The following is a 599-nucleotide window of genomic DNA, read 5'->3' on the forward strand; positions in this document are numbered from 1 at the left end:
TTCGAGGGGTACGGCCTCACGGAGACCACCGCGGCCGCCACCGTCACCCCGCCGCTCAAACCCCGGCTCGGTACGGTCGGGCGCCCGCTGCCGGGCAGCGCAGTACGCATCGCCCCGGACGGAGAGGTGCTGCTCAGCGGCGGCCAGGTCTTCAGCGGGTACTGGAACGGGCAGACCGGTCAACCCGCCCCGCGCCGGGGCTGGTTCGCCACCGGGGACATCGGCGAGCTGGACGAGGCTGGGTATCTGACGATCACCGGCCGGAAGAAGGAGATCATCGTCACCGCGGGCGGCAAGAACGTGGCGCCCGCACCGCTGGAGGACCGGCTGCGCGCCCATCCGCTGGTCGGCCAGTGCATGGTCGTCGGCGACGACCGCCCGTATATCGCCGCACTGCTCACCCTGGAGCCGGACGGTCTCGCGCACTGGCGGCGCATGCGGAAGAAGCAGGACGTTCCGCTCACTCGGCTGGTCACCGACGAAGAGCTGCGCGGCGAACTGCAGCGCGCCGTCGATGACGCCAACACGCTGGTGTCGCGCGCCGAGTCGATCCGCGCCTTCGCCGTGCTGCCGGTGGAGTTCACCGAGGCCAGTGGGCA

At 71.5% G+C, this 599-nt stretch carries 1 protein-coding gene; it reads left to right on the top strand.

The window, feature by feature from the left end:
• Window positions 1-599, top strand: a 599-nt coding sequence (locus P2Q00_RS50675; protein WP_275781996.1) for an AMP-binding protein, incomplete at both ends; no start/stop codon positions are given.

The organism is Streptomyces coacervatus (assembly GCF_029223485.1).
GTDB lineage: Bacteria > Actinomycetota > Actinomycetes > Streptomycetales > Streptomycetaceae > Streptomyces > Streptomyces coacervatus.